This window comes from Paraburkholderia sp. J41 (assembly GCF_905220235.1).
Taxonomy (GTDB): domain Bacteria; phylum Pseudomonadota; class Gammaproteobacteria; order Burkholderiales; family Burkholderiaceae; genus Paraburkholderia.
Genome location: NZ_CAJMZE010000006.1, coordinates 227,343 through 252,800, shown reverse-complemented (window position 1 = coordinate 252,800; position 25,458 = coordinate 227,343). Strand labels below are relative to the sequence as shown.

At 69.0% G+C, this 25,458-nt stretch carries 16 protein-coding genes; 2 read left to right on the top strand and 14 right to left on the bottom strand.

Going from position 1 to position 25,458, the window contains the following annotated elements; all coding sequences use genetic code 11:
- Positions 1-11 precede the first annotated feature (11 nt).
- The gene (locus U5805_RS08800; RefSeq protein ID WP_322103113.1) at positions 12-764 is read left to right on the top strand and encodes a substrate-binding domain-containing protein; all 753 of its coding nucleotides are present in this window, start codon (positions 12-14) and stop codon (positions 762-764) included.
- 85 nt (positions 765-849) lie between these two features.
- Here the strand turns inward: U5805_RS08800 and U5805_RS08795 are convergent, their stop codons facing one another.
- The 4 genes from U5805_RS08795 to U5805_RS08780 form a co-directional block, all read right to left on the bottom strand.
- On the bottom strand, positions 850-3,054 hold the full coding sequence (locus U5805_RS08795) for a TonB-dependent siderophore receptor (protein WP_322103080.1): 2,205 nt from the start codon (positions 3,052-3,054) through the stop codon (positions 850-852).
- Between the two features lie 145 nt (positions 3,055-3,199).
- Positions 3,200-5,227, bottom strand: coding sequence for a Fe(3+)-hydroxamate ABC transporter permease FhuB (fhuB, locus tag U5805_RS08790; RefSeq protein WP_322103079.1), 2,028 nt, complete (start codon positions 5,225-5,227; stop codon positions 3,200-3,202).
- A complete protein-coding gene (locus tag U5805_RS08785; RefSeq protein ID WP_322103078.1) occupies positions 5,220-6,194 on the bottom strand; it encodes an ABC transporter substrate-binding protein in 975 nt (324 codons plus the stop codon). Before U5805_RS08785 ends, fhuB begins: the two co-directional genes overlap by 8 nt.
- The gene (locus U5805_RS08780; protein WP_322103077.1) at positions 6,191-7,813 is read right to left on the bottom strand and encodes a cyclic peptide export ABC transporter; all 1,623 of its coding nucleotides are present in this window, start codon (positions 7,811-7,813) and stop codon (positions 6,191-6,193) included. Before U5805_RS08780 ends, U5805_RS08785 begins: the two co-directional genes overlap by 4 nt.
- A gap of 228 nt (positions 7,814-8,041) precedes the next feature.
- Between U5805_RS08780 and U5805_RS08775 the strand changes: the two genes are divergently transcribed.
- Complete coding sequence (locus tag U5805_RS08775) at positions 8,042-8,827, top strand: helix-turn-helix transcriptional regulator (RefSeq protein WP_322103076.1); 786 nt, start codon at positions 8,042-8,044, stop codon at positions 8,825-8,827.
- An 82-nt stretch (positions 8,828-8,909) separates the two neighbouring features.
- On the opposite strand, the gene U5805_RS08770 is transcribed toward U5805_RS08775, so the two are convergent.
- The 10 genes from U5805_RS08770 to bcsR form a co-directional block, all read right to left on the bottom strand.
- Positions 8,910-10,037 carry an alginate O-acetyltransferase AlgX-related protein gene (locus tag U5805_RS08770; RefSeq protein ID WP_322103075.1) on the bottom strand — a complete coding sequence of 376 codons (1,128 nt, stop codon included), beginning with the start codon at positions 10,035-10,037 and terminating at the stop codon, positions 8,910-8,912.
- Positions 10,038-10,041: 4 nt separating this feature from the next.
- Positions 10,042-11,451 carry an MBOAT family protein gene (locus U5805_RS08765; protein WP_322103074.1) on the bottom strand — a complete coding sequence of 470 codons (1,410 nt, stop codon included), beginning with the start codon at positions 11,449-11,451 and terminating at the stop codon, positions 10,042-10,044.
- A 233-nt stretch (positions 11,452-11,684) separates the two neighbouring features.
- Positions 11,685-12,377, bottom strand: coding sequence for a cell division protein FtsQ (locus U5805_RS08760; RefSeq protein WP_322103073.1), 693 nt, complete (start codon positions 12,375-12,377; stop codon positions 11,685-11,687).
- Between the two features lie 67 nt (positions 12,378-12,444).
- Positions 12,445-13,098: an SGNH/GDSL hydrolase family protein gene (locus U5805_RS08755; protein WP_322103072.1), complete on the bottom strand. Its 654-nt coding sequence runs from the start codon at positions 13,096-13,098 to the stop codon at positions 12,445-12,447.
- A gap of 52 nt (positions 13,099-13,150) precedes the next feature.
- Positions 13,151-17,269: a cellulose biosynthesis protein BcsC gene (locus U5805_RS08750; RefSeq protein WP_322103071.1), complete on the bottom strand. Its 4,119-nt coding sequence runs from the start codon at positions 17,267-17,269 to the stop codon at positions 13,151-13,153.
- A 12-nt stretch (positions 17,270-17,281) separates the two neighbouring features.
- A complete protein-coding gene (gene bcsB / locus U5805_RS08745) occupies positions 17,282-19,759 on the bottom strand; it encodes a cellulose biosynthesis cyclic di-GMP-binding regulatory protein BcsB (protein WP_322103070.1) in 2,478 nt (825 codons plus the stop codon).
- A complete protein-coding gene (gene bcsB / locus U5805_RS08740; RefSeq protein ID WP_322103069.1) occupies positions 19,752-22,196 on the bottom strand; it encodes a cellulose biosynthesis cyclic di-GMP-binding regulatory protein BcsB in 2,445 nt (814 codons plus the stop codon). The genes bcsB (U5805_RS08745) and bcsB (U5805_RS08740) overlap by 8 nt, the downstream gene beginning before the upstream one ends.
- Positions 22,193-24,436: a UDP-forming cellulose synthase catalytic subunit gene (gene bcsA / locus U5805_RS08735; RefSeq protein ID WP_322103068.1), complete on the bottom strand. Its 2,244-nt coding sequence runs from the start codon at positions 24,434-24,436 to the stop codon at positions 22,193-22,195. Before bcsA ends, bcsB (U5805_RS08740) begins: the two co-directional genes overlap by 4 nt.
- Before the next feature lie 11 nt (positions 24,437-24,447).
- Positions 24,448-24,774 carry a hypothetical protein gene (locus U5805_RS08730; protein WP_322103067.1) on the bottom strand — a complete coding sequence of 109 codons (327 nt, stop codon included), beginning with the start codon at positions 24,772-24,774 and terminating at the stop codon, positions 24,448-24,450.
- Complete coding sequence (gene bcsR / locus U5805_RS08725; protein WP_322103066.1) at positions 24,771-25,376, bottom strand: BcsR/BcsP family cellulose biosynthesis protein; 606 nt, start codon at positions 25,374-25,376, stop codon at positions 24,771-24,773. Before bcsR ends, U5805_RS08730 begins: the two co-directional genes overlap by 4 nt.
- Positions 25,377-25,458 lie beyond the last annotated feature (82 nt).

Genomic DNA, 25,458 nt, shown 5'->3' with positions numbered 1-25,458 from the left:
GGTTCGTACACCTGACGTTGTTGGCCGCCGGCGCGTGCGCAAGCGTCGCGGCGCATGCCGCCGACTTGCGCGTCATGACCTCGGGCGGCTTCACGGCCGCGTATCAGGCGCTCGGGCCGGACTTCACGAAGCAGACCGGCAACACGCTCGACACGATCCTCGGCCCTTCGATGGGCAAGTCGCCGCAAGCGATTCCCAATCGCCTCGCGCGCGGCGAGTCCGCAGACGTCGTCATCATGGTCGGCTATGCGCTCGACGGTCTCATCAAGGACGGCAAGGTCAGGCCCGATTCGCGCGTCGAACTTGCCGATTCGCGCATCGGCATGGTGGTGCGCGCGGGCGAGCCGAAACCCGATATCGGCTCGGACGACGCGTTGCGGCAAACGCTGCTGCATGCGAAGTCGATTGCGTATTCGGACAGCGCGAGCGGCGTCTACATCAAGAACGAAATGTTCAAGAAGCTCGGCATCGAAGAACAGGTCGCGCCCAAGGCAACGATGGTGCCGCGCATTCCGGTTGCAGGCGTGGTCGCGAAAGGCGAGTACGAAATCGGCTTTCAGCAGGTGGCCGAACTGTTGCCGGTGCCGGGCGTGACCTTCGCCGGCAAGGTGCCCGAGGACGTGCAGTCGGTCACGCGCTACGCGGCCGGCATTCCCGTGAACGCACCGCATCCCCGGGAAGCGCGCGCGCTGCTGCAATTCCTCGCTTCGCCGCAGGCGCAGGCCACGGTGGAAAAAACCGGCCTCGATCCCATTGCGCATTAAGTGTGCATAGCCGGCTCGTGCGCGCAAGGCAAAAGGGCGAACTCGCGCGCACGCGCGAATTCGCCCTTGCGGACCCGCCGAAAAATCAGAAGTCCGTGCGCACCGTGAGCATTACGTTGCGCGTATCGCCGAACACGCTGTAGTACGCGCCGGGCGGGCGAATGTAGTAGCCGCGATTGAAGATGTTGTTCAATTGCAGCGAAGCAGTCACGTGCTTGTTGAACTGATAGCCCACCTGCGCGTTGAAGATCGCATACGCGCCCTGCTCCACGCCGCGCGAAATGCGCGTTTGCGCGAGCATGCCGCCGCCCACCGTCACGCCGCTCAACATGCCTTGCGAGAAGCGATAGTTGGTCCAGAGCTTGAAGAGATGCTTCGGGTCCTGGCCGTCGGTGAGATCGGGCGAGTCGTTCTCGTAGTGCTCGTCGAGATACGTGTAGCCCGCGTAGACGTTCCAGTTCGGCATCGGCTGGCCGGTCACTTCGAGTTCCAGCCCCTGGTCGCGCACCTTGCCCGCCGCAATGTAGTAGAACTGATGATCGGGGTCGTCCACGGCGCGGTTGTTGTCGTTGATGCGGAACAGCGCGGCCGTGGTGTTCAGGCGTCCGCCGAGGAAGCTGCCCTTCACGCCCACTTCGTACTGCTCGCCCGTGCGCGGCGGCAAGCCCGCGCCCGCATACGTGGTTTCGGTTTGCGCGTCGAGGAAGCGCGCGTAGTTCGCATACGCCGTGATCGAAGGCACGATGTCCCACACGAGTCCCGCCGAAGGCAGGAAGCGGTGGTTGATCTGCGCGCTCGTGGTCCAGTCCGAAACCGTGGGCAGCGTGGATTGCGTGCGGCCTTGCAGGAACGCCTCGCGGCCGCCGAGCACGAGCGTGAGCGGGTCAGCGAGCTTGATGCGCGCCTGCGCGTAGACGCCGTACTGCACCGTGCGCGTATTCGTGCCGAAGCTGTACGGCACGTCGATGTCGGGCACCGCATTGGGGTCGTAGAGACTGAACAGACCATCGGGGTACGGGCCCGTCACCGACTGAAAGCCCGAAAGCGCCGTGGTCGAAGTCACCGAATAATTCGCACCCACCGTGAGCGTATGCGTATGGCCGAAAAGATGAAGCGGGCCGGAAACGTTGGTGTCCGCGCCGAACCAGTCATAGGTGTTGCGCTGGCTCTGGTCGCCGAATTCCGCGAGGCCGTCGGAGGTCGCGCCCGGTCCCGAATACGCGTAGTTCGCCTTCGAAAGCTCGTGCCGGTAGAACACCGTCGTGGACGACTTCCAGTCGTTTTCGAAGCGATGCACGAGATTGACGTTCCCTTCTTCCATCGACGTATACGCGTAGTTCCAGCTCGGGCTGAAGTTCTGCGTGTACGAACCCGGCACGCGCTGGCCGGTGAGCGCGGTGAGGCTGCTGTCGACCACGCCGCCCGCGCCGTAGTCGATGCCCGAAGTCGGCGAAACCTGGTAGCTGCCCGAAGCCGAAAGCGTCGTGCGCGGCGTGATGTCCCAGTCGATCGCGCCATACGCCATCACTTCCTTGCTGCGCACGCGGTCGACCGACTGCGTGCCGTCGCTGCCGACGATCACGGCGCGCCCGCGCACGGTGCCGTCCTTGTTGAGCGGGCCGGTCACGTCCACCATCTGCCGCACGCTGCCGAACGAATCGACCTGCGTTTCCGTCGCGACATGAAATTGATCCTGCGGACGCTTGCGCACGAGATTGACGATGCCGCCCGGCTCGCCGATGCCGTCGATCGCTCCCGCCACGCCGCGCAGAATCTCCACGCGGTCGTACATCGCCAGATCGAATTGCAACTGATATTGCAGGCCGCTCACGATCGACACGCCGTCGAATTCCACGCCGAGCTGCGAGCCGCGCGCGCGGTAATACGCGGTGCCGTCGCCGTAATTGATGGAGCTGACGCCCGTCACGTAGCGCAGCGCGTCCTGAATCGTCGATACGTTCATGTCGTCCATTTGCTGGCGCGTCAGCACGGAAACCGAGTTCGGCACTTCCTTGAGCGGCAGCGCGACCTTGCCCGCAACGGTCGCGTTCTTCGCGGCGTAGGTGCCGGTGCCTTCCGTGGTCGGGTCGGCGCTCGCCGCGGCCGTCACGTTTACGGCGGGCAGCACGGCCCCGTCCGCGGCCGGGGCGGCCGGTGCGCTTTGCGCGCGCGCGTATGGCGAGACGAGACTAAGCACCGCCAGCGCGAGCGGCGTCATGTGCGGCGTCACCTTGCGCCATCCCGATCTCGGCGCGCGACATGCGGCGGCCTGGTCTGTTTTCGTTTTCATTTGCTATCGATCCCACTGTTGAAAAAGCCGAACGGCATCCTCCCGCCATGAGCGGGCCTGTCAATCGTCGGGGGACGTTGATTGTTTTAATTCGGATGACTAACTTCACGGTCTGGCGCGACGCGGAAAGCGCCGTGCTTGCCGCTCACCTTCTTCGTGCGCTCGCGCGCCACACCATCAGCATGACGAGCCAGGGGCCGCCGATCAGCGTGGCGACCAGACCCGCCGGCAGTTCCTCGGGAAACACGATCTGACGGCCCAGCCAATCGGCGATCACCATCAGCAGCGCGCCGATCGACGCCGAACCGTACAGTTGCGCGAGCGGCCGCCGCGCGCCCGAAAGCCGCGCGATATGCGGCCCGATCAAGCCGACGAACGAGAGCGGTCCCACCACGATCGTCGCCGCCGCCGTGGCCAGCGCGGCAAGCAGCAGCAGCGCGAAGCGCGCCGCGCCGACCGGCACGCCCAGGCTTGCCGCCGCATTCGCGCCCACGCCCAGCGCCGCGAGCCAGCGCACGCCGAGCGGCGCGACGGCGAGCGCGAGCGCCGCCAGCGCAGCCGTGCCCCACGCCACGGCGGGCGGCACGTAATACGTCGAACCGACCAGCAAGTCGATCAGCACGCCCGCGCGCGGATCGCCGCTCGCCATCACCGCGCCCACCACCGCCTGAAACAGCGAGCTGACCGAAATGCCGACCAGCAGCAAGCGCTCGGGCGCGAACCGCGCGCGCCGCCCGAACCACAGCAGCAGCACGAGCGTGGCGAGCGCGCCGCCCACGCAACCCGCGAACAGCCTGGCCGGCATCATGCTGCCCGTGAGAAACAGCACGGCGACAATGCCGAACATGCCGCCCGACCCCACGCCCAGCAGATCGGGGCTCGCCATCGGGTTCGCGGTCATGCGCTGAAGCAGCGCGCCCGCCGTGCCGAGCAGGCTGCCCGCCGCCAGCGCCGCGAGCCAATGCGGAACGTGCCAGTACAGCAGCGTGTCGATATGCGCGAGCGACGTCCATTGCCAGCCGTGCGCGCCGCGGGTGAACGAAAACGAGACCGCGCACGCCGCGATCAGCACGCCGATGCCCGCGTACGGCAATGCGCGCGGCGCGCGCGCCGTGGGAAACGTCGCGGGCAACGCCTGCGTGTCCGGCCGCGTCGCCAGGCGCGGCAGCAGCGCGACGAGCAAGGGCACGCCCAGCATCGCCGTCACACTGCCCGTGGGAATCAGATGCGCCGCGAACAAGTCGTTGTCGCCGGCACAGCGCACGAGTTCGTCGGTGAGCCAGAGCAGCGCCGCGCCCGTGAGCGGCGCCCACACGAGGCGCTCGCGCAGCCGCCGCGCGCCCGCGAGACGCGCGAGCAACGGCGCGGCCAGCCCGATGAAGCCGATCACGCCGACCTCGGCGACGACGCACGCCGTCGCCGCGATCGCCACGAACAACGCCGCGCCGCGCATCCAGCCGACCGAAACGCCCAGGCTGCGCACGGTCGCGTCACCGGCGTCGAACAGGCTCAAGGGCCGGTACAGCAACGCGGCGCCGAGCCCGCACAGCGCCGCGCGCACGCCGAGATGCGCGACGCTCTGCCAGCCGCTTTGATCGAGCGCGCCGCCGCCCCAGATTTGCAGGCCGCGCAGAAAATCGAAATGCACGACCGAAATCGCCAGGCTGATCGCGCCGCAATACAGGTTCACGACCATGCCCGCGAGAATCACGCCGAGCGGCGACATGCGCTGCGTCCACGCGAGCGCGAACACGGCGAGCATGGCGATCGCGCCGCCCGCGAGCGCGAGCGTGTCGCGGCCCAGCGCGAGCCAGCCCGGCGCCCAGATGCTCGCGACGCTCAACGCCAGATATGCGCCCGGGAAGATGCCGAGCGTCATCGGTTCGGCGAGCGGATTGCGCAACACCTGCTGCGCGAGCGCGCCCGCGAGACCGAGCGCGGCGCCGCACACGAGCGTCATCGCGATGCGCGGCAGCAGGCTCTCGCGCACCAGCACGTCGCGCATGTCGTTGAAGTCGGGCGCCACGAGCGTCGCCCACAGCGAAGCGCCGTTCAAGGCTTCGCGCAGATGCAGCGCCGCGAGGCACGCGGCCAGCGCGAACAGCACGCCGACGAGCGCGCGCCGCCCCATGCGCGGCGAGATCGTGCGGACGGCGAGCGTGACGTTAGCCAAGGCCGCCTCCGCCATTTGCCGAAACGCCGAGCGCCGCGGCCACGGCCACGGCGAAACGCTGCATGGACACCAGGCCGCCATACGGCGCGATCACGGGCAGCACGCCCACGCGCCGTTCGCGCACGGCCGGCAGCGCGCGCCAGAGCGGACTCGCGGCAAGCGCCGCACGCGTTTGCGTCTGCAACGGGCCGACCAGCAGAATGTCGGCGTGCGCGACCTCGGTGAGCCGTTGCAGCGGCACCACCGCCGAGCCCATCGCGTTCGCCGTCCAGCGCCGCGCACCCGGCACGTCGCCCGCAGGATTCGCCGCGTTTTCCACGCCGATGCGCGCCAGCACGTCGTCGAACAGGCTGCCGCGCGCATACACGCGCAAATGCCGCTCGTCGATGGCGTCGGCGACGATCACCGTGCGCCGGGGCGCGCCGCGCAAGCGCGCCCGCACCGCGCCGATCTCGAAGTCCGCGCCGGCGATCAACGCGTTCGCGCGCGCCTGCGCGTCCTCGCTGCCGAGCGTGCGCGCCATCGTCAGCGTTTCGCCGCGCAACGCGTCGAACGGCTGCGCGGCGTTCATGTACGCACCCAGCGTGAGCGTGGGCGCGATGCGGCGCAGCGGCGCGAGCAGCCCCGCATGCGCGGGCGTGACGATCAGCAGGTCGGGCGCGAGATCGAGCAGCACGTCGAAATTCGGCTGATACAACAGCCCGACGTCGACGACGTGACCCGGCAGCGGCGGCGCCACGATCGTCGCCGTGTACCAGTCCGGCAGCGGAATGCCCACGGGCGCGCGGCCGAGCGCGAGCAGCGTTTCCGTGAGTTCCCAGTTGAGCACCACGACGCGCCGCGGCGCGCGCGGCGCGGCCAGCAGCGTCGCGGGCCGCGCCGCGCTCGCGCAGGCGAGCGCCATCGACATGCCGCGCAGCAGCAGCCGGCGGCGAGCGAGCGTTCGCGGCGAAGGCGCGTGGTTCATGCCGCGTCCGCCATTGCCGAAGGCCCCGCGCTCAACTGCCCGCTGTCGAGCTTGACGATGCGGTCCGCCAGATGGAAATAGCGGTCGTCGTGCGTGATGACGAGCACGGTCTTGCCGCGCGCCTTCAATTGCGGCAGCAGCGTGCGATAGAACACCTCCTTGAACGCGGGATCTTGATCGGCCGCCCATTCGTCGAACACGTAGAACGGCCGGTCCTCCAGCATCGCCACGAGCAGCGCGAGCCGCTTGCGCTGGCCTTGCGAAAGCGCGAGCGTCGAGAACGCGCCGCGCTCGATGCGCACCTTGTGATCGAGCTGCAACGCGGCGAGCAGCGCGCGCGCTTCGGCCTCGCGTTCGGCGGGCAGGCCGAGCAGCGAATCGAACAGATGAAAGTCGCTGAACACGACCGAAAAGCGCTGGCGGTACGCGGCGCGCGTGGACGCGTCGATCGGCACGCCGTCGACGAGAATGCGCCCCGCTTCCGGCGCGTACAGCCCGACCAGCAGCTTCGCGAAGGTGGTCTTGCCGCTGCCGTTGCCGCCGACGAGATACACGAGTTCGCCCGCTTCGAACGCGATATCGAGCGGCCCGAGCGTGAAGAAACCGTCCTCGCGCTCGCGCTGGTAGCGATGCTCGACGCCTTCGAACGCAAGGCGCGAAAACGCCGGCGAGGCCGCGCGCGCATCGCCTTGCTCGGGCGGCAGCCTGGCCTCCAGCGCGGCGATGCGCTCGAACGCCACGCGCGCCGAACCGATCGCGGGCAGCGCCGACAACAGCCCTTCCACCGGCATGATGAGATAGAGGAACACGAGCGCGTAACCCGACATCACGTGCGCATCGGCGTGAAAAAAACGCGCGAGCACGAAGATCGTGAGCCCGACGAAACCGAACAGCACGAGCGTGCCCCAGCTCGCCGCGAACGCATTGAGGACGTAGCCGCGCGTGCGCTGGATGCGCACCGCTTCCACATGCGGCGCGATCTCGCTCGCCACGAAGGCATTCGCGCGCGCGTGGTGCAGCTTGAGTTCCTTCGCGCCGTCGAAGAGTGCGCGGAACTGGCGCAGCAAGTCGTCCTCGCGTTCGCGCGAGGCGCGCAAATGGCGCAATGCGCGCGCGCCCACGAGATGCGTGCCGAGCGAGCCGACGCCGATCACCACGAGCGCGAACAGCAGAATCGGCACCGAAAGCACGCCGAGATAAACGAGGCAACCCGCGATCACCGCGCCCTGCATCGCGATCGACGGCAGGCTGATGAAGAACACGACGATGCTGTCGAGATCCTGCGTGAGCGCGCCCATCGCGCGCGCCGCGCCGCATTGTTCGAGGTCGCGAAAGGAAGCGCGCGCGAGGCGGTCGATGGTCTGCATGCGCAGCCGCGCCTTCGCGCGCTGGCCGAGATACATGAAAAGCGTTTGCGACACCACGCGCGTGACGAGCACCGCGACGCCCAGCAGCAGAAAGCGCAGCCCGAGCGCGCCGAGTTGCGCGTCCGTCGCGCGCAGCGCCTGATTGATGAGCGCGACCAGCGCCGCATTGGCGAAGCCGCTGGCGAGGCTCACCAGCAAGGCCACGGGCAGCAACCAGCGCGAACTGCGAATCAGCGAAACGATCAAGGGCATGGCACGGCGGAAGTGTCGATCACGATGTCACGGCAAGAATGCGAATCATTCCCGATTCAAGCGCGAATGCCGCGCGAATCGTTGCCGGAAAAGGAGATTACCGGCTTACCGCTGAGAAAGGCTGACACGTCATATCGAATTTTTGACAATTTTTGGACAATTCTCGATATCATGGGCCGTTCGCGCGCCCTCGCCGTCTTGCGCCGCCACTCGACAATCCGCGCCGCCATGAAGGAATTCCTGCTCAAGCGTTACCCGCTCGCGCGCACGCCGCTCGCGCACGAGGTCAGCGCCTCGGTCGTCAACTATCGGCACGGCGAGCGGGTGTCGTGGCATCAGCACCGGCATGGGCAGCTCGTGTTCGCCGTGCAGGGCGTGATTCGCGTGCTCACGCCCACGCGCACCTGGACGCTGCCGCAGTCGCGCGCCGCGTGGCTGCCGCCCGACGTCGATCACGAACTGCATGCGGTGGGCGAGACGGTGCTGTGCAGCGTGTATATCGAATCGCACGTTTGCCCGTGGCCGTGGCGCGAGGCGGCCGTGATCGCCGTGTCGGGTTTGATGCGCGAACTCGCGCTCGCGATCGGCGCCGAAGGCGGGAAATACGCGAGCGACAGCCGCGCCGCGCTTTCCGTGCCGCTGCTGCTCAAGGTGCTCGCGGAAACGCCCGGCTTGCCCGAGCCCGGCGTGCCGCTGCCGCGCGACGAACGTCTGCTGAAAATCTGCGAACACATGATGAACGACCCGGCCAGCGACCTGACGCTGGACTTCTGGGGCGAACAGTTCGGCGCGAGCGGCCGCACGCTCGCGCGGCGTCTGCATGCGGAAACCGGGCTGACCTTCGTGGCGTGGCGGCAGCAGATGCGCGTGGCCGAAGCCATTACGCGGCTCACGCTCGGGCAGTCGGTGGCGCAGGTGTCGCGCAGTCTCGGCTATCGCAGCGCGAGCGCATTCATCGTCATGTTTCGCCAGGTGACAGGCGAGGCGCCGCAGCGCTATCTCGCTTCGCAGTAAGGGCCGGGCGCCGCGCGAAAATCGCGCGGCCGGCGCGCGCCGCCGTGGGATCGCCCGAAAATCGCAGCGCCGCCGCGCCCTTCTAGCGGGGCACCGTTACCGCATCGTCGGCTTCGAGCGGCGCCTGCAAATCCCGCTCGTCCACTTCCCAGACCACGAGTTTGGGCGGCGTCTGCCGATACGCCTCGCTCGCGAACCAGGCGCGCGCCGCGCCGCCGAACTTGCCGCCCTCGCGCGCGAAATTGCCCACGCCCGTGCCGAGCGCGAGCGCCAGTTGCGGCACGAAATCCGACGTGGTCGAAAACGACGTGCCGATCACGGCGATATCGGGCAAATCGGCGTTGCCGAACAGATCGTCCGCCGACGATGCCGTCCGCGCTTCGTGAAGGTAGGCGCGGCTCGCCACGATCTCGGGGCGCGGCTGCCAGGCGCGCGGCAAGGTATCGAGGCCCGCGAGCCGCACGAGATCGCCGGGGCGAAACGCGGGCGGCTGCGCGACCACGCGGTAGCCGGGCCGGCTCGCGCCCAGCGGCACCGCCATCGCCCGGATTCGCGCCGCCACGGCTTGCGCGGCGGCGCCCGCGCCGTCTTGCGTCCAATGCGTGTCGGTGCGAAAGAACGCGTCGCCGGGCACGCCGCGCAGCGCCGCCGTGAGGTCGAGCACCGGCACGCGCGCGGCCGCGAGCCGCGCGGTCCACGCGTCCACGCGCGGGCTCAGCGCCGCCGGCCGATAGAGCCCGCCCAGACGCCGCGCCTCGATGCGGGACTTGTCGGGCACCACCACGACCAGCAGCGCGATCCCGCGGCTCGCGAGGCCGCGCTGCACGGCGGCGGCCGTCGCGGCGCGCGCGGCGAGATGGCGCTCGCCGCCGGCGTAGACGTTCAGTTCGTCGCGCAGGAAAAGCCAGCCTGGGCTGCCCTGCCGCACGCGCGGCCCCAGATCGCCGAGCACGAGCCAGCCGAGCGCGCGCTGCACGCGTGCGGCGCCCGCCGCGATGGGCGTGTCGGCCATCCGGCTCGCGAGTTCCTTCGAGACCGTGCCGTTCACGATGCGCGCCCGCGTTGCGGCGCGCGGCAGCAACGCGGGACTTGTCGCGGCGAAGCGGAGGTTGCAGGCGAGGCCCGCGAAAAGCAGCGCCATCAGCATGACGGCGGCCGCCGTGCCCGCGCGCGTGGCGGGCCGTTGCGGAAGCGGCTGGGGTTCGTCCATGGCGTCAGAACTGGAAGTAGAGGAACGGCACCGCGCCGCGCGCGGCGATCAAACCATACGAGAGCAGAAAGCCGGCGAGCGGCCACGCGGCTTGCCACAGCCGGCCCGCAGCCGTATCGGCAAGGCTGGCCCAACGCGCCTGCCAGACGGGCAGCAGCACGCAGACAACGCCGAGCGCCGCCGCCAGCGCATGCGCCGGCCGCAGCATCACGCGCGTCGCGTCGCTCGGGCCGATGCCGTTCAGGCCGAACTGCCCGCGATACATGGCGAGCGCCGCGTGAAAACCCACGGCGCGAAAGAGCGTCCACGCAAGCATCACGAACAGCAGCGTCAGCGCGTGCGAAAGCCAGCGCGGCACGCGCGGCATGGCGAGGCGGCGCCAGAGGCGCGCCACGATCAGCGCCACGCCGTGCGCGCTGCCCCAGAGCAGGAAATTCCAGCTATCGCCGCCGTGCCACAGGCCCGCGATCGCCATCGTCAGCAGCAGATTGCGGCACGTCTTCCATTCGCCGTGGCGGTTGCCGCCGAACGGGATATACAGATAATCGCGAATCCAGCTCGACAGCGAGAGATGCCAGCGCCGCCAGAAGTCCTGAATGCTGTCGGCCAGATACGGATGATTGAAGTTCTCGGGAAAGCGAAAGCCCAGCATTTGCCCAAGCCCGATGGCCATTGCGCTGTAGCCCGCGAAATCGAAAAACAGTTGCAGCGTATAGAAGCCGCAGCCGAGCCACGCGTCGGCGAGCGTGGGCGCATGCGAGGAAAATATGGCGTCGACGACCGGCGCGAGCGTGTCGGCCACGAGCACCTTCATGCTCATGCCCACCATGAGCCGCCGCGCGCCGGCCGTGAAGCCGTCGCGGTCGACCGTGCGCGAGATCAGCTCGCGCTGGACCCACGCGTAGCGAATGATCGGCCCGGCGATCAGATGCACGAACATGCCCTGATAGGCGCCGTAGCGAATCACGCTGCGATCGGCGCTCACGGTGCCGCGCTGCACGTCGACGAGATAGGAGATCGACTGGAGCACGATGAAGGACAGCCCGATCGGCAGCACGACGCGATGCCATGCGATCGGTCCGGCATGGCCGAGGTCCAGCACGCTGTCGAGGCTTTCGACCACGATGTTGGCGTACTTGTACCAGCACAGCGTGGCGACGTTCACGGCGATAAAGACGGCGAGCCACGCTCCGCGCGCACGCGCGTTCGGCGCGCGGTCGATCATCACGCCGCCGAGCCAGCCCCAGACCGTGAGCGCGATGAACAGCAGCAGGAACGCCGGGCTCCACCAGCCGTAGAAGAACCAGCTACAAAAGAGCAATACGCCGTTGCGCCAGCGCGCGGGCGACACGACGTAAAGCGCGAGAAAAGCCGGCAGAAACAGCGTCAGGAATTCGAGGGACGCGAAAACCATGCATCGTTCTCAGTCGAAAGAAAAATCCGGGCCGAAGCGGCGAAGCGGCGAAGCGGCGAGGCGGCGAAGCGGTGAAGCAGCGAAGCGGCGCCAGGCGCGCGCGTTCTCCGCGTCACACGTCACGCGGCGCCCGGCCGTCGCGCGCGACGCGGTCGAAGGCGACGACGGTCGAAGGCGAAGGCGGCCGTGCCCACGTCGCGCCGCGTCGCACCCGGCGAGGCGGCATCGGGCGATCAGCGGCTCAGCGCATCGTTCGCGAAGAAGATGCGCGACTGCGCGCCGTCGGGAACGAGAAACACCGTGTAGCGCTGCCCGGCCACGAGCGTGCCCAGACTCAGCGGCTGACCCGCCGGCCGGCCGCCGCACGCGAGCTGCACCGACAGCGCGACCGGATTCACCTGGCGGCGCTTGACCTGGCCCACGGCCACGCCGTCGAGCAGCACGATGTCGCGGCCCGACACTTTCAGCGCGGGCGCGGCGCAGCGCGCGTCGAGGTCGTAGAAGGCCACGGAAGCCTTGAGCGCGTTGAAGTCGTCGGGCTTTTCTCGCACGGTCACGGCGCGCAAGCCGCCGTCCTTGCTCGCGCCGCCGAGCGCGACGATGCTCACGAACTCGCCCGGCTGCACCGTGGCGGACACCTTCTGCCGCGCGTCGCCGCTCGCGAGCATGCCCGCGACCGGCTTGCCCGCCGCGACCGGAAAGAAGTGGCTGGCCGGATTGGCCGCGTCGAGCGTAAGGCGCGCCGACGACTCCGCCGCGCTCACTTCGAGCGGATGCGCGCCGCCATCGACGAAACGCACGAACGACGCATCCTGCGCGGGGCCGGTCGGGTACAGCGGAATGTCGGCGGCGGCCGGCTGCATCGTCAGCGCGAGGCCGCAAAACGCGAAACCGGCAGGCGCGAGGCGTAAAAGAACGTTTTTCATGATTGGATTCCGTAACCGGCGCGGCGCATGGCGCGCGCCGCCTTGCCGAACACCGCGCCCGCGCGCGTTACTTTTGCTGCACGACCGGCAGCTTGACCAGCGCCTTCATGATGGCGGAGCCCCAGTACTTGTAGCCCGTCGTCGTCAAATGCTGGCCGTCGACCGTGGCCCATTCGCCCGGCTTCGAAAACGCGAGCGAGTCGATGTACTGGCACGGCGCGACATTCGTGGCGAGGAACGACGAAAGCTGCTTCACGCGCGCGAAGGTCTTCTGATACTTGCCGCCTTCCGTGCCCCAGACCGGCCCCACCCACACGCACGCCGTCTTGTTGGCGGCGAGATCCTGCGTGAGCGCCGTGACCTGCTGCCAGACCCACGACTTCGGGAAGTCGTCCTTGCCGTAACCGCCGATGGTGTCGCCTTCGACGATGATGACGAGCCTGGCCTTGTTCGCGGCGATCAGTTGATCGACGGGCTGGGTTTTCGCGTTGTGGTCGATCACGAGCGGCGCGCGGCCGTTGCGCTCGGCGCCGCCGCAGGTGCCGGCCACCGACTTCGTCCAGTCGCCCGGCGTGCTGCCGCACACGCTGTAGGTGTGGACCTGCGCGCCGGCGGCGATCAGTTGATCCTGCAACGTGTCGATGAGATAGCCCGGCTCGCTCAGATGGCTGTCGCCGATCATGAGAATGCTGAGGCCCGCGAGTACGGAAGCAGCAAGCATGAAGGTGTCACTCCTGAAAACGTGTTCGATATTCGCGCCGGGGCGCGAGCGGTTACTGATCGTTGTAATGCGACTGGTAAGGCACGACCGGCATGTCCAGCGCGCGCGTCTGCTGCGCGAAGCTGAAACGCAGGTACAGGCCCGCGACCCACTGGCGGTAGCTCGACGAATTGTTCGCGCCCACGGAAAGCCCGCCCGTCAGGTGATTGCTGAAGCGATATTCGGCGGCGGCGAGCAGGTTGTAGCCGATGCCGCTCGACGACTGCGCCGCGTGAACCGCGCCGTCGCTCAACCCGAGCGTGGACGCCGCCGCCGCCGCCGAAGCCTGCAAGGCGCTGTCGGTCGGGAAATAAGGCGCGGCGTCCTGGCGGAAATACTGAAGGCCCGCCGAGCCTTGCAGCTTGTAGGTCCAACGGTCCGCGCGCTGCGCCCACGTGACCGGCACGGTGAAGGCATAGAAGCGCTGCGGGCTGAAATAGCCGCCGTTGCCGTAGGTGAAGTTGTTTTCGTTGTGGCGATAGAACTCGCCGGTCAGGTTCAGGCCGACGGTCAGCATGGTGTCGGTGCGGCGCAGCAGATACCAGTACGTGCCCGCGCCCACTTCGGCGCCTTCGTTCGACTGGACGTTGCGGCCGTCCAGATATTTCGCCGAGCCATAGCCGTAAAAGCCGTAGTCCTGATTGTCGATGCCGATGGCGCCGTGCAGGCCCGTCGCCGTCACGCCGCCCCAGCTCAGGCCTGAGCGCGCGTCGCTCGAACCGGCGAACGAGGTGATGCTGTCGGTGACGGCGCGGCGCGACGCGCCCGCGTTGAACCAGCCGCCCTGCGCCGCATCGAAAGTGCTCTTGTACGACACGCCGCCCACGACGTCGGTGTACTGGAACCCGAGCGGCGTGGTGCCGAGGTCGAACGACCAGCGACGCGTCTGGTAGCCCACGCCCAGGCCCACGCCGTGCGCCGACTGCGTGCCGGGCGCGGCCACGGTGCCGTTTTGCTGCGCGAGCGCCGCCACCGGGCCGCCGCCGAACTGGCTGCTGCTGAAGACGTTGCCGCCGAGCGTGCCGCCTTCGAGATCGACGGGCGTGACCTGCACCGAGAGCTTGCCGTTGCCCACGGGCAGCAGCACTTCCGTGGGCGCCTGCGCGTTCGTCAACTGCGAGGTGCCGCCCGCGCTGTTGTTCGACGCGACGAACAAGCCGCCGCGAATTTCGGGCGAGCGCTGCGCGCGAATGTCGGCGAGTTCGTCGCGCATGTCGTCGAGCGAGATCGCGCCGTCCTGGGGCGCGGCGGGCGCCGCGGCTTCCTGCGCTCCCTGCGCGCCGATGGGCGTGCCGGCCACCGAGGGCAGCGAAGGCGCGCGCGCCGGCACTCCCGACGAAAGCGCGCTCGCCGGCGCAACCGCGAAGCCCGACGCCGAAGCCCGCGCCGAACGCGAATCCGCAGCCGTGCCCGCGTCGTTCATGTTGTTCGCATCGTCGATATCGACCGCATCGGCGCTGCCTGCCGCGACGCTCGCCGTGGATGCACGGGCGGCAAACGGATTCGCGCTCGTTTCGCTCGTTTCGCGCGTTTCGCGTGCCGCGCGGCGGCGGCCGTCGTCGTCGTGAACGAACGGATTGCCCGCCACGTGAACGCCCGGCGCCTGCAAGCCCATGCGCTTTTCCTTGCTGGCGATGGCCGTTTCCAGCAGCGCCTGCGCCTCGCGCGTTTTGCCCTGCATGACGTAGATGCGCGCGGCGCCCGCCAGCACGTCGGGGTCGTTCGGCGCCCTCGCGACCGCGCCCCGGAGCGCCGCGTCGGCGACGTCGCCCTTGCCCGCCTGCACCGCCGCCATCGCCACGCCCAGTTGCAGGCCCGGATTGTCGGGATCGTTCGCGAGCGCCTTCTGATAGAGCGCCAGCGCGCGACCGTACTGGCCGTCGGCGGCATACATGCGCGCGAGCGCGGCGTTCGCGAGACTGTCGTTGGGCCGCCGCGCGAGAACCGGCGCGAGCGTGTCGTAAGCCTGCGCGAGATCGCCCCGCTGGCGCTGCTGCTCGGCAAGCCGCACCGCGTAGAGATAATTCAGGCCGTCGAGCTGGCGGCGCTCCTCGGCGGTGAGCGTTTGCGTCTCCAGGTCGCGCATCGTCTCGCGCGCCTGCACGTTCTGGCCGATCTTGAGCAGCAGGCTCGCGTAGGCGAGCTGCACGTCCGGGCCGCCGGCCTTCGGGCCGTTGGGCATCAGCGCGCGCATCAGGCTCATCGCGCGCGGCAGGTTGCCGGCATCGACATACGCCTGGGCGAGCGCGCTCACGCGCGCCGGGTCTTTGCCCGCCGAAGCCTCGAGTCTCGCGAGCATGTTGCGCGCGTCGTCCAGATTGCCGTCGCGCGCCAGTTGCGAGGCTTGCGCGGCAACCGCGAGGAAGTCGATCTGCTGGATCGTCGCGACCATCGCAGGCGTGCGCGCGGCGGCGGGAATGCGCGCCATCGTGTCCTGCGCGCGCGGCCAGTCGCCCATCTGCATCGCCAGCAGCGCGCTCGCGTACAGCGCGTCGGGATTGTCCGGGCTGGAGGCGAGCAAACCGTCGACGAGTTCGCGCGCCTGATCCGCGTGGCCCTGTTCCAGCTCGAAGCGCGCGAACGCCAGCCGGACCCACGGATTGTCGGGATCGTCGCGCCGCGCGTCGTCGAGCATGCGGCGCGCCGCGTCCAGCTCGCCGCGCCGCTCGGCGGCGGCGGCGCGGCCGGACACCACGGCGGCCCGCAAACGGTCCAGTCCGCCAATGCCCGCCTGCTGTTCGGGCGACATGCCGTCGACCCATTTCTGCGCTTCGTCGGCGCGGCCCGTGGCGGCCAGAATATCGACGAGACCGTTCACCGCCTCGCGATTGTTCGGCGCGCCCGCCAGCACGTCGCGATAAGTTTTTTCCGCGCGGCCCAAGTCGCCCTGCGCCGCGTACCAACGCGCCGAAGCGTTGTGCGCGCCCGGCTCGGCCGGATCGAGACGCAGCGCCTGGTCCAGCTTGCGGCGCGCGGCGGCGTAGTCGCCGGCGCCCTGCGCGCCCTCGGCTTCGTTCACGAGTTGCCAGTAGCGCGCGGAATCGAGCGCCTTGCGCCAGTTCGGCCCCGCGCCCGGACGCGCCACGGCGCGCGCGAGCAGCGCCTGCGCCTGCGCGAGATCGCCCTGCTGCATGCGCACGAGGCCAAGGCCGCCGAGCGCGTTGGTGTCGTCGGGTTTGTCGCGCAACACGGCGCTGAACGACTGTTCCGCCGTGGTGATGTCGCCCGCCTTGAACGCCGCGAAACCGCGCGCGAGGCGCGGGTCCATGACCAGCACGCTCGGCCCGCCGTTGGCGGGCGCGCGCGGCGACGTCATCTGATGCCGGATTTCCTCGTCGTCGGGATGCAGCTTCAGGTAGTCCTGGAACCACGCCTTGTTGCTCGCGGTGGGCGTGACCCACGTCAGCACGGAACGCCAGGCCTCGGTTGCCGCGCCACCGATGTCGGGACGCGCCGCCAGCTTTTCGAGCAGCGCCACGCCCGCCGCGCGATAGCGTTCGTCGCGCACTTCGTGCTGGGCCAGCGGCAGCAGCACATAGGGGTCGTCGGGCATGTCGGCGTTCAGGCGCGTGAGACCTTGAATCGCCGGGTCCACGCCGCCATCGGCATAGCCGAGGTAGGTGTAATACTCGCGCGCCACCGTGCCTTGCGGTTTCTTGCCGCCGAGCGCCTTGTCGTATTGCGCGATGGCGGCCGCCAGCGCCTTCGCGTCGTTCTGGTTGAGGGCGTCCTGCGCCATCTGGCGTGCCTTGGCGATCGTCGATTTGCCCGGCTCGACGGCGAGACGCAAGTCCTGTTCGAGCAGCGGCACGAAGCGGCTGTCGGGCGCGGCGGCGCGCAGCTTCGCCAGATAGTCGCCGGCCGCCGCAAACTGCCGCTTGCCGACGGCGATCACGCCCATGCCGTACAGTCCCTCGGGCTGCTTCGGGTCGGCCAGAAGCAGCTTCGACCACGCCTGCGTGGCGAGATCGGGCTTGTCATGCGCCTGCCAATAGCGGCCCTGTTCCAGCAACATGCGGGAGGTCGCGTCCTGCGCCCACGCGGGATGAGTGACCGAAGCGAGCAACAGGCCGAGAAGGCAGGCCTGGCCGCGGCTGATGGGCCTGATGGGCCTGATGGGGCTGATGGACATGAACATTCCCGCTCAGGTTGGCGTGTGCTGCGCGGCGCGCGCGCGGGCGCGGGCGCGGGCCGCTTCGTCGCGCCGCGCCTGACGGCGCCGCAACGCCGCGAAAAGCCCCGCCGCGCCCAGCACGAGCGCTACCGCGCCAAGCGCCTTCAACAGCCACGCGAGCGAAAGCCCGAACGACGCCAGCCACCAGTCGAGGCCGCGCCAGAGTCCCAGATGCCCGACGTAATAGGTGTGCTCGCCGACGAGCGAGTCGACCTTCTGGCCGCGAATCGAAACCAGGCTGCCCTGAATGGGCTGCGTGTCGTAATGCGGCACGCCCAGCAGCGCCGCAACGGCGTCCTTCAGTCCGTCGGCCTGATTGCTGACCAGCATGACGACGCTGCGGCCCGGCTCCTTCGGCGACTCGAAACCCGCCAGCACGGCGCTCACGCCCGGCCCCGTCCACGCCATCGACAGACGGCGCGGCGCGGCGTCCAGACGCGGATTGGCGTGCAGCCAGCCGCGCACGCGGCCCGGCAGATCGGAGAGCGAAAACTGCGCGCCCCGGTCGTAGGCGGCCGGCATGTACGGCTCCCAGTCCTTGAGCCACGCCTGATCGGCGCCCGAGGCGATCACGAGCAGATCCTTGCCGGCGGGCATGGCGTCGATGCGCTGACCGCGCAGCACGCTCACGCCGAGCGCGGGATAACCGGTCGAGTCGCCCATGCGGCCCATGACGGCCAGATACGTGCTGTATTCCGGCGGGCCGGCATTGGCGCCCAGCACGACGTCGGTGCCGGAGAGGTCGGCCATGCGCGTGAACGGAAAGCCGGCCTGCGCGAACGCCGCGAGATTCGGCATGGCCATGTAGTGCGGATAGCCCGTGAGGTCGATCGTCGATGCGGGGTCGATGGCGCCGCGCACGTTGTCGATGATGATGTCGCGGCACTCGCCCTGCTTGATGTAGTCGTACATGTAGCGGAACTGAAGCTGCGTTTTCGGTTGCAGCAGCAGGTCCAGCGGCACGTCGAGCTTCGCCTCGCGCGGCAGGCTGCTGTCGGGCAGCACATCGGCGCGCAGCTTTTCGCCGCCTTCGAGACGTTCGAGCGACGGCAGCGGAATCGACTTCACGAACTGGTCGCTCACGCTGAACAGCAGCGAAGAATTGACCATGTACGGCTGCGGCGTGTAGCGGTAATGCAGGTCCACCGGCACGCCGGGCGCATGCCAGCCGAACAGGTCGGGCGGCACGCGCGCGTCGACGCGAATGAAGTCGGGGCTGTAGCCCGAAACGTTCAGCAGCCGGCTGTCGACGAGTTCGCCGAACGAGACCGGGCGGTCGGTGCGCAGCCAGCGCGGCGCGTCGTAGGGCCTGCGCGCGGCCAGTTGCGCGAAGCGCGTGATGAGCGCGCTCGCGCCCGACAGCGCCTGGCTGCCCGTCACCAGCGCGGCGGCGGCCTGCTTCAGCTCCTCGCCGTTGCGGCCCATGACGAGCAGCAGCTTGCCGTTGGGGTCGTTGGGATTGGTGACGACGGCGAGCGTCGGGCCTTGCGGCGGCGCGCCCGCGAGCGCGGCCTGGTCCGCGCTTTCGACGATCACGACCGCGCTGCCTTGCGCCGGCGCGCTCGCGAGCGAAACCGGGAAATCCGCGCCGCGATAGTTGGCCAGCGCGCCGAACCACGACGCCACGGCGCCGGCCGCTTCGAGCGCGGCGGGGTCGGGATTGCCCGCGAACACGAACGGCAGGCTCAGGCGGCGGATGTCGTGGCTGTCGAAAAACGGCTTCGGCAGGCGCGCCAGATCGTTGGGCTGCGCGAGCGGCTGGGTGTCGATGCTGAGCGTGCTTTCGTTGCTGATGTTGGCCCACAGGCTCGAATGCAGCGGGTCCTCGCACTGCGTGGTGTAGTGGCCGATCAGTTGCAGGCGCAACTTGCTGTTCGACGTGAAGAGATACGGCGGCAGCGCGATCGTGCGTTGCAGGCTCGCGCCGCCGGTCTCCTTGGGCACGGCGATGGACGTGGCCACCTGATCGTTCACGAGCACGTTGATATGCGACAGATCGGGCAGCAGCGCGGGCGAATAGGCGAAACGCAGGTTCAGGCGCGCGCCGGTCACCACCTGATCGTCGCGCACGCCCACCGGCAGCGTGTTGCTGCCGTCCACGCCGCGCAGGTTGAGCGCGTACTGCGCGCCCAGTTGCTCCAACGTGTAGGTCAGCGTCGACGCCGGTCCCGTGGCGGGCGCCGCGTTCGCGCCGGGCGCGGGCCGCGTTGCCGCGCCTGTTTCAGCGCTCTTTTCCGCGCTTTTTTCCGCACTCGTTTCAACGCTTTTTTCCGCGCCGTTCGCGGCGGCGTTCGCGGCGGCGTTCGCGGCGGGGTGCGTCGCGGCTTGCGCCAGGTTCAGCGCAAAGGCGCAGCCGAGCAGCAACGCCGGGCGCAGCGTCGGCAGCAAGGGCAACAAGCTGCGGCGCGCGACGCGTGCCGGGGAAAGGTCAGGCCGTCGTTTAAACATGAGAATCTCGTCGAACTTCTTCACGTTGCGATGTCTGGGGAAGATCCAGATGGAGGCGCTTCAGCGCGCGCCGATGCAGCAGCACGCCGCCGAGCACGCCGATGAGCACGACGCTCAGCGTCGTCGCCACGAGCATCAACAGGACGTGGCTCGCGAAGAACCACTGGACCGCGAGCCGCAGCGGCAACGACCCGATGAAATAGGTTGCGTCGGCGCCCAGCGTGGTGGCGATGCCGTCGTGAACGATCACGAGGCTTCCGCTGACGGGGTCGGCGATGCGGTAGGAACTGGCTTGCAGCACGTCCGCCACGGCGTCGAGACCGCCCGGCGTGTTGCCCGAGACGACCACCACGCTGCGTCCGCGCGCGAGCGGCGACTCCATCCCGGCCACCATGCCGTCGCGGTCGTCGTTGCGATAAAGCGCGGCGATGTCCGCATCGCGCCGGGACTGCGCATGGCCGCCCGCGAGCGCGTCCCACCAGCCCGCGAACCGGCTGCGGGAGGCCGCGGCCGGTGCGAAGAAGCCGCGCGGCAAGTCGTCGTGCCACGCCTTGAGCAACGGCTGGTTGTCGCCCGAGGCCAGCACGAGCAAGTCCTTGCGGCGCAGCGCGTCAACCTGCGCGGCGTCGCCCACCGTCACGCCCAGCACCGGATAACCGGTCGCCTGCCCCATGCTCGCCATGAGCGTCAGGTAGGCCGAGTAATCGTCCGCGGCCGGCTGCTCGGGCAGCACCACGGCCGTCCCGGACAGGTCGGCGAGACGCGTGAACGGAAAGCCCGCGTCGGCGAACGCGCGCAAATCCGGCATGGCCGTGTAGCGCGGCAACTGCGAAATGTCGATCGTCGATCTCGGGTCGATGGTGCTCAGCAGCGCGCCGCCGGGCACGACCTGCCAGTGGTCCTTCGTCTTGACCGCCTCGTAGCGGTAGTCGAATTGCAGCGTGGTGAGCGGCGGCAGCAGATACGTGGGAATGTGCATGACGGCGCGGCCGCCCGACGCTTCGCCGCTCAGCGGCAGCGTTGCGATCGGCGTATTGCCCGCCAGCACCTGAAGCACCGACTGCGCCGATTCGGGCCGCGCCGTGTAGCGGTAACGCAAATCGAGCACCGCGCCGCTGCTGTCGAAGCCGAACAGACCCGGCGGCAACCGCAGGTTCACGGCAATCGCGCCGGGCCGGAATCCCTGGATCGTGAAGCGCCCGGCGGGCAGCAACTCGCCCAGTTCGACCGGGCGATCGACGGGCAGCCAGTTGGGCGCGTCGTAAGGCTTGCGCGGCGGCGCCGCGACCGGGCCGTCGATACGCGCCCACGGACCCGAGAGCGTGGCCGCGCCGAGCACGAGCGCCGTGGCCGCCGTGCGCAGTTGCGCCTCGTCGCGGCCCGTGACCAGCAGCAGCCTGGCGTCGGCGTCGGCGGGGTTGTGCAGGATCGCGAGCGCCGGGCCGTCCGGCGTCGGCGGCTTCAGACCGAGCGCCGGCAATTCGTCGCGCAGCGCCAGCACCACGGCCTGGCCGTGCGCGGGCAGCGCGCCCAGCTTCGCGGCGAAGTGCGAGCCGCGATACCCGGCCTGGGCACCGAGCCACGACGTCACGATGCCGGCGGATTCGAGCCGCCGCGCGCCCGGCACGCGCGGCAAGACGACGGCCACGTTGGCGCGGCGCACGTCGTGGACGTCGATGAACGGCGCGGGAAGCTGCGCGAGATCGTCGGTTGTGGGCGCGGGCGCCACGGTCAGCTCCAGCGCGCTGTCCGGCGCGGCCTTGAGCCAGAGGTCGGCGCTGAGCGGATCGTTGCCTTGATCGCTGGCCTTGCTGTGGGCGATCAGTTCGAGGTTCAGATGGTTGAAATCGGTCAGCAGCGAAACGGGCAGATCGACCGTCACATGCGCGGATGCGCCCCGCTTCGACGGCGGCAAGGCCACGGTCGCCCCGACGACGCTGTTGAGCAGCACGTTCAGATGCGAGAGCGCGGGCAGCAAGGCCGGCGAATACGTGTAGTTCAGCACGAGCCGCGCGGCGAGCACGCGTTCGTCGCCGCGCAAGCCGAAATCCATGCCGCCGTAGGCGTCCTCGCCGAGCAAGGTCAAGCCCTGCGTCTGCCCCGCGCTCCGGCGCAGCAGCGGGATGCGGTAGACGTAGGCGTTGGCGTTGGCGTTGGCGGGCGCGGCAGTTTCGGTCGTTGCGGTCGATGCGGCCGATGCCGCCGCTGCGGTCGATGCGGTCGTTGCGGTCGTTGCGGTCGATGCCGCCGATGCCGCCGTTGCAGTCGATACCGAAGATGCGGCCTGCGACGCCGACGCGTCATGCGCAGGCGCCTCGTCGGCCAGCGCGGCGCCGATATTGAGCGCGAACGCGGCCACAGCCGCGCCGAACCCGGCGACCACCGCAGCCCGCGCGCGCGTCGAGGCGCGCCAAACCGACCGATGCCCGGCGCTCACGATCCGTTCGATCCCAGCTTGTCGGCAGCGGACGCGGCCCGGCTCAGGCGTTCGCGGCCGCCCAGGAACAGATGCCGGAACAATTCGACGAGACCGCGCATGCCCACGCCCAGCACTTCGAACAGGCTGCGCAGCGGCCGGTCGGGACGATAGCGCCGCCACGACGAAAGCCAGCTATCGGAGCGCGAGAACGTCACACGCATCAGATCGCGCTCCTGGTGAATGGTGAGCGCCGGGAAGCTCACGCCCACCGTGCGGCCACGGCACACCTGCACTTCGGCCGGGAATTTCGCCTCGTAGTCGTCGCGGAACACCGAAACGAGAATGCGCTCGCCGCGCTGCGGCATCGGCGCATCCTCGGGCAGCACGAGCCCGAGACCGCCCTGCGAATAGTCGCTCGTCCGGCATGCGATGCGCTGCCCGTCGGCGAGACGCACGGCGGCGCGCAACTCGATCTGCACGCGCGGCGTGAGGCGCAGCTGGCGCGACTCGCTCGCCACGCCCGCCGCCGCGCTCAGGTTCATCACGTTGTAGATCACCCAGACGAGGTTGAACACGATACTCATCGCCTCGGGCCAGCCGGGGCTGCGCACGAGCCCCACCACGCCCACCGCGAAGCCCGCGAGGTTCACGAGCAGCAGGCCGATGTAAGGCCGCGCCATCGCCCAGTCGATGAACGACTGGCGGATCACGCCGCCCTTGGAGGTCACGTTGAAACCCTTGCTGCCGGGAAGCAGCACGGCTTGCAGCGCGGGCAGGATGACGTACCACGCCAGCACCGTTTCGTAGACTTCGCTCCAGAACGAATGGCGAAACCGCCCTTGAATGCGCGACGTGCCGACGCTCGAAATGACGAGATGCGGCACGGCATACGCGAGCACCATCAACGCCGACGCATGAAAGACGTGGGCGCCGAAGAACAGATACGCCATCGGCGTGATGAGGAACACGATGCGCGGCAAGCCGAAGAAGAAGTGCATCATCGCGCTGAGGTAGCACAGGCGCTGCGGCAGCGTGAGACCCGAGATCAGCAGCGGATTGAACTGGCGAAAGATTTCCGCCATGCCGCGCGCCCAGCGAATGCGCTGCCCCACGTGACGGCCCAGGCTTTCGGTGGCGAGACCGGCCGCCTGCGGAATGGCGAGATAGCCGGTGTTGTAGCCCTTCATGCTCATCTTGAGCGCGGTGAGCGCGTCTTCCGTCACGCTTTCGGTGGCCACGCCGCCCACCTCGTCGAGCGCCGAGCGCCGCAGCACCGCGCAGGAGCCGCAAAAGAACGCGGCATTCCAGAGGTCGTTGCCGTTTTGCAGCACGCCGTAGAACAGATCGCCTTCGTTCGGCACCTTGCGGAACGTTTCCAGATTGCGCTCGAACGGGTCGGGCGAATAGAACACGTGCGGCGTCTGCACCATCGCCATTTTCGGGTCTTTCAGGAACCAGCCCATGCAGACCTGCAAGAACGAGCGTGTGGTCACGTGGTCGCAGTCGAACACCGCGATGTACTCGCCGCTCGTCCTCGCCAGCGCGGCGTTCAGATTGCCCGCCTTCGCGTGCGTATTGTCGGGGCGCGTCAGATATTCCACGCCCGCCTGCTCGCAGAACTCGCGGAATTCGGCGCGGCGGCCGTCGTCGAGCAGATACACGCGCATCTTGTCGGCGGGCCAGTCGAGCAGCGTCGCGGCGAGCACCGACTGCCGCACGACTTCGAGCGGCTCGTTATAGGTCGGAATGAATACGTCGACGGTGGGCCATAGCGCGGTGTCGGCCGGCAGCGGCGCGGGCCGGCGGTGCAGCGGCCAAAGCGTCTGGAAGTAACTGCACAGCAACATCAGCACTGCGTAGCATTCGGCGAACAACAGCAAATAGCCGAAGGTCATGTCGAGCGGACTGCTGAACGCCAGCGTCTGCGTGAAGCGCCAGTAGAGATAGCGCAGCGACATGAACACCGAAAGCGCCACCAGCGAAACCGTGAGCACGCGCCCCGGAATGCGGCTCAGGCCATACGCGACGCCCATGCACAGCACCGCGAACACCCATTGCCGCGACAGCGCGAGATGAACCGTCATCGCGGACACGAACAGCAACGCCGCCACGAGCGCGATGAGCGCGCGCGCCCAGGCCGAAGCCAGCAGCGCGGTGCCGGCATCGAGCAGCTTGTCGTCCCAGGTGCCGGCGGCGTCGCTCTGTCCCGCCGATTGGCGCGGCGCTGCCTGCGGGGTTTCGTGTTCGCTCTGTGCCATGGCGGTCTCTCTCAGCGGATCTGTGCGCAGAGCACGAGCGGCGGCACCGGCGCCACGCGCGGCGGCAAGGCCATCAACCGATTCATGCCCGGCTTGCGCGCGGACCGTGCGGGCGCCGGCACACGCCGATCCTCCGCGCACGGCACCATGCGGACGGCTTGCGCGGCAAGCGCGGCCTCCCGATTCGCCGACGGTGCGCCGTTCGTCGCGTGCCGCGCGGCACGCCCTGAGTTGACGGCCGGCGCCGTGCGCCCGTGCCGCGCCGGCACGAGAGCGAGATGGGCGACGATGCGCTTGCCCGCGCCGCCCTTGGCGGAAACGACTGCAACGACGCTCATGGCGCGCCGCGTCGCGGGGAATCGGCGCCGGGCTCGGTGCGTTCCATGAGGCGCGCGAACACGCGGCTCAGCGCGGCAGGCGGCTCGGTGAGGACAGGTTCGGGCGCGGGACGGGCGGCTTGCGCCGCGAGCGCCTGGGCGATGGGCGTTTCTTTGAGCGCTGGCGTTTCGTTGATCGCTGGCGTTTCGTTGATCGTGGGCGCTTCGTTGATCGTGGGCGTTTCGTTGATCGCTGGCGCTCCGTTGATCGCGGGCGCTTCGTTGACGAACAGCGCACCGTCGATAGCAAGCGCTTCGCCCGCAGCGGACGCTTCTTCCACGACAGCTGGCGCAACGGCAACCATGGGCGGCGGCTCGGCGCCGTCAACAGGCAAGGCCCACGCCGTCGAGCCTTGCGGCGGCGGCCCGCCGAGCGCAGCAAGCCGGGCGTCCTGGCCGCTCGCCATCTGCGCGAGCAGCACTTCGTCGGGCAACGCCTCGGCCGGCGCGGACCAGCGTCCGCGCGAACCTTGCTGCTGCTCCGTCCTTTCCACCTCCTGGTACTGCGATGGACTTCCGCCTGCCAGTTCGAAAAGATTCGCAATGTCCGATGCACTACTCATCCGCCAACCCCGTCGTATCGCCACCGTATGGCCGTCGTATCGTTGCGGCGGCTGTGCGTGCGCCGCGCCACCACGGCTGTTT

Excerpts from the sequence above, each read along its gene's own strand:
- U5805_RS08795 (WP_322103080.1), bottom strand. The coding sequence starts at position 3,054 with ATGAAAACGAAAACAGACCAGGCCGCCGCATGTCGCGCGCCGAGATCG.
- U5805_RS08785 (WP_322103078.1), bottom strand. The coding sequence starts at position 6,194 with ATGAACCACGCGCCTTCGCCGCGAACGCTCGCTCGCCGCCGGCTGCTG.
- U5805_RS08780 (WP_322103077.1), bottom strand. The coding sequence starts at position 7,813 with ATGCCCTTGATCGTTTCGCTGATTCGCAGTTCGCGCTGGTTGCTGCCC.
- U5805_RS08775 (WP_322103076.1), top strand. The coding sequence starts at position 8,042 with ATGAAGGAATTCCTGCTCAAGCGTTACCCGCTCGCGCGCACGCCGCTC.
- U5805_RS08770 (WP_322103075.1), bottom strand. The coding sequence starts at position 10,037 with ATGGACGAACCCCAGCCGCTTCCGCAACGGCCCGCCACGCGCGCGGGC.
- U5805_RS08765 (WP_322103074.1), bottom strand. The coding sequence starts at position 11,451 with ATGGTTTTCGCGTCCCTCGAATTCCTGACGCTGTTTCTGCCGGCTTTT.
- U5805_RS08760 (WP_322103073.1), bottom strand. The coding sequence starts at position 12,377 with ATGAAAAACGTTCTTTTACGCCTCGCGCCTGCCGGTTTCGCGTTTTGC.
- U5805_RS08755 (WP_322103072.1), bottom strand. The coding sequence starts at position 13,098 with ATGCTTGCTGCTTCCGTACTCGCGGGCCTCAGCATTCTCATGATCGGC.
- U5805_RS08750 (WP_322103071.1), bottom strand. The coding sequence starts at position 17,269 with ATGTCCATCAGCCCCATCAGGCCCATCAGGCCCATCAGCCGCGGCCAG.
- bcsB (WP_322103070.1), bottom strand. The coding sequence starts at position 19,759 with ATGTTTAAACGACGGCCTGACCTTTCCCCGGCACGCGTCGCGCGCCGC.
- bcsA (WP_322103068.1), bottom strand. The coding sequence starts at position 24,436 with ATGGCACAGAGCGAACACGAAACCCCGCAGGCAGCGCCGCGCCAATCG.
- U5805_RS08730 (WP_322103067.1), bottom strand. The coding sequence starts at position 24,774 with ATGAGCGTCGTTGCAGTCGTTTCCGCCAAGGGCGGCGCGGGCAAGCGC.
- bcsR (WP_322103066.1), bottom strand. The coding sequence starts at position 25,376 with ATGAGTAGTGCATCGGACATTGCGAATCTTTTCGAACTGGCAGGCGGA.